The organism is Brevundimonas sp., from assembly GCF_036677305.1.
Lineage (GTDB): Bacteria > Pseudomonadota > Alphaproteobacteria > Caulobacterales > Caulobacteraceae > Brevundimonas.
On the sequence record NZ_JAKFEB010000130.1, the window covers coordinates 1 to 3316 of the forward strand.

Here is a 3316-nt window from a genome sequence, read left to right on the forward strand (position 1 = left end):
CGCCGCCGCTCCGGCGCCCGTCCGTCGCGCCGCGCCGACCCCGGCGCCCGCCCCGGCCGCCCGCACGACCGCCCCGACCCCGACAGCGTCGTCGACCGCGACCCTGAACGCCGCGCCGACCCCGCCGGCCCCCGTGGTCACGGTCACGCCGGCTCCGGAGCCTACGCCTCCGGCCCCCGTCATCGTGGTCGAACCGCTCGACTGATCGAGCGGCCAGGATTGGAAAGCCCCGGCGGATCGCTCCGCCGGGGCTTTTTTCGTCCGCCGACACGGCTCAGAGCGACAGGTCCCGCGGGGGACGGATGCGGCGGAACCGCGCCTCGATGAAGGAAAAGGCTCCAAAGGCGATGAAGCCGAGAGACGCCAGACCCAGAATCCACGGCCCTCCGGGCTGACGTTCCACCACATCCAGCGCCGAGCCGAAGGTGGTCACGTCCGAAGCGCTGGACCGCAGCCCCGCCAGCACGATGAGGAACGCCAGCGGCACATAGGCCAGCCCGCGGGCGACGACGCCGGCGCGGGCCAGCGGGGCGACGCGACGGCAGGTCTTTTCCGAACAGGCCAGATATTCGGTGAAATCCTCGCGCCACGCCCGGCTGACATTGGCGACGCCGATCCCCAGCAGCACCAGTCCGGCGCCCGCGAGCAGCCAATTGCCCCATGGGAGGGCCAGGACGGTTTCCGCCTGTTCCTGGCTCCGGGCCAGATCGGCGGCGGCGGGGTCCTCGGGCGTGTGCAGCAGCAGGGCGAAGGCGCTGAAGGCCAGAAAGGCGTAGCTCAGCCCGCTGAAGGCCTGGCTCATCCGGGTCATGAGCCCGTGGCGGCTCGTCCCCTCGTGATCGGCGTCAAACACCGCCTGCAGGGTCCGCCACATCACGAAGGCCGTCAGACCCAAACCGACCAGCAGCAGCCACAGACGCCCCAACGGACGCAGCGCCATCCAGGCGATGGCGCCCTTGGTCCCGACCGCGTCTCCGATCAGATCGATGCTGGCCAGCAGCGTCAGCAGCCCGACCGAGAGATAGACGAAACCGCGCGCGCCATAGCCGATGCGGGCGGCCAGCTCGATGAGATCCTTCATCGGCGGCACGCGGCGCAGCAGGGGGGATTTCTTCCGGCCGTAGTCGCCGGCGCGCGCCAGACGGGATCGGAGAGAGGTCAGGGGACTGGGCACGGCGACGGTAACTCGCGGCGGGGAATATGGCTCCGCTGGTCACGACCGGCCTTGAGGTGCGACCGTCGGACGCATATCTGCGGGCGCGACGGAGGGCGTGCATGCAACCGGTTATCTCGATCCAGGGTCTGACCAAGACCTACAAGTCCGGGCTGCAGGCCCTCAAACCCATCGACCTGACGATCAACAAGGGCGAGATCTTCGCCCTGCTGGGCCCCAACGGCGCCGGCAAGACGACCCTGATCTCGGTCGTCTGCGGCATCGTCACCCCGACTACGGGGATCATCGTCGCCGACGGGCACGACATCCAGACCGACTACCGCGCCGCGCGCTCGAAGATCGGCCTGGTGCCGCAGGAGCTGACCACCGACGCCTTCGAGACCGTGCTGGCCACCGTCTCCTTCAGCCGGGGCCTGTTCGGCAAGGCGCCGAACCCCGGCTTTATCGAACGGGTGCTGCGCGACCTCAGCCTGTGGGAGAAGCGCAACGACAAGATCATGACCCTGTCCGGCGGCATGAAGCGCCGCGTCATGATCGCCAAGGCCCTGAGCCACGAGCCCGACATCCTGTTCCTCGACGAGCCGACGGCGGGCGTCGACGTCGAGCTGCGCCGCGATATGTGGAATCTGGTGCGGGGCCTGCGCGAGCGGGGCGTCACCATCATCCTGACCACCCACTATATCGAGGAGGCCGAGGAGATGGCCGACCGCGTGGGCGTCATCCTCAAGGGCGAACTGATCCTCGTCGAGGAAACCTCGGCCCTGATGAAGAAGCTGGGCAAGAAGACCCTGACCCTGAACCTGCAGGAGCCGCTGGCCGCCGTACCGCCCGAGCTGGCCGAATGGTCGCCGACGCTGAAGGCCGACGGGAACGAGCTGGAATACGTCTTCGATTCCAACCTCGAGAAGACCGGCGTGCCCTCCCTGCTGCGCAAACTGTCGGACCTCGGCATCGCCTTCAAGGACCTGCACACCAGCCAGAGCTCGCTGGAGGACATCTTCGTCAGCCTCGTGCATCGCGACAAGACGGGAGCCGCCGCATGAGCAGCCTGACCTTCAACGGCCACGGCGTCTGGGCCATCTACAAATTCGAAATGGCGCGGGCCATCCGCACCATCTGGCAGTCGGTCGTCACCCCGGTGATCACCACCGCCCTGTATTTCGTCGTCTTCGGCTCGGCCATCGGCAGCCGGATGACCGAGATCGACGGCGTCCCCTACGGCGCCTTCATCGTGCCCGGCCTGATCATGCTGAGCCTGTTCACCCAGTCGATCTTCAACGCCTCCTTCGGCATCTACTTCCCCAAATTCACCGGCACCATCTACGAGCTGCTGTCGGCGCCCGTGTCGCCGCTCGAGATCGTCATCGCCTATGTCGGGGCCGCGGCGACCAAGTCCGCGGTGCTGGGCCTGATCATCCTGGCCACGGCGGCCTTCTTCGTGCCGCTGCAGATCCTGCATCCGATCGAGATGCTGGCCTTCCTGATCCTGATCTCGACCACCTTCAGCCTGTTCGGCTTCATCATCGGCATCTGGGCCAACGGCTTCGAACAGCTGCAGATGATCCCGATGCTGGTGGTCACGCCGCTGACCTTCCTCGGCGGCTCCTTCTATTCGATCGACATGCTGCCGCCGATGTGGCGGACCATCACCCTGTTCAATCCGGTGGTCTATCTGATCTCGGGCTTCCGCTGGACCTTCTACGGCTCGGGCGACGTCGGCATCGGGGTCAGCCTGGCGGCGACGCTGGGCTTCCTGTTCATCTGCCTCGCCGTCGTGGGCTGGATGTTCAGGACCGGCTATCGTCTGAAGAACTAGACCCGTCACGAAACGGGCCATTTCGGCGGACACCCTGACCGCCGTAAGCGTTGAAGATGCGCGCCCCCGGCGCGGGAGCCTGAATGTCCACCGAGTCCGACAAGCCCCTGAATGGAACGCCCGAGCCGTTCCGCCGTCCCGTGGTCTGGGGCCGCCCGCCGGCGACCGTGTTCCGCGCCGGGCCGCTGCCGAAGGGCGACAGCCTGCCGCCCCTGCCCGAGCCGCCGCGCGCGCCGAACCCCTCGGCCGGCATCTTCAGCGGATCGATGATCCCGCGCGCCGCCCCCCGGGCCGCGCCGCAACCGGCCGCGCCGACGCCCGCGCAA

General features: G+C 68.0%; 4 protein-coding genes and 1 pseudogene. 4 read left to right on the forward strand and 1 reads right to left on the reverse strand.

Annotated elements, in window-relative coordinates:
- A pseudogene (locus tag V6M42_RS07770) lies at nt 1-205 on the forward strand (hypothetical protein); the annotation flags it as partial.
- A 69-nt stretch (nt 206-274) separates the two neighbouring features.
- Here V6M42_RS07770 and V6M42_RS07775 read toward each other — a convergent pair.
- On the reverse strand, nt 275-1174 hold the full coding sequence (locus tag V6M42_RS07775; protein WP_332659691.1) for a DUF1206 domain-containing protein: 900 nt from the start codon (nt 1172-1174) through the stop codon (nt 275-277).
- Nucleotides 1175-1275: 101 nt separating this feature from the next.
- On the opposite strand from V6M42_RS07775, the gene V6M42_RS07780 reads away from it, so the two are divergent.
- From V6M42_RS07780 to V6M42_RS07790, 3 genes are all read left to right on the forward strand, one after another.
- Entirely contained in the window at nt 1276-2217 is a 942-nt protein-coding gene (locus tag V6M42_RS07780) for an ABC transporter ATP-binding protein (RefSeq protein WP_332678085.1), read from the forward strand.
- Nucleotides 2214-2990: an ABC transporter permease gene (locus V6M42_RS07785; RefSeq protein WP_332659693.1), complete on the forward strand. Its 777-nt coding sequence runs from the start codon at nt 2214-2216 to the stop codon at nt 2988-2990. Before V6M42_RS07780 ends, V6M42_RS07785 begins: the two co-directional genes overlap by 4 nt.
- Before the next feature lie 83 nt (nt 2991-3073).
- A partial coding sequence (locus V6M42_RS07790; RefSeq protein WP_442880939.1) for a hypothetical protein occupies nt 3074-3316 on the forward strand: 243 nt, incomplete at its 3' end.

What these genes read in the sequence shown, in the direction of transcription:
- V6M42_RS07780 (WP_332678085.1), top strand. Translation starts at nt 1,276, where the DNA reads ATGCAACCGGTTATCTCGATCCAGGGTCTGACCAAGACCTACAAGTCC.
- V6M42_RS07785 (WP_332659693.1), top strand. Translation starts at nt 2,214, where the DNA reads ATGAGCAGCCTGACCTTCAACGGCCACGGCGTCTGGGCCATCTACAAA.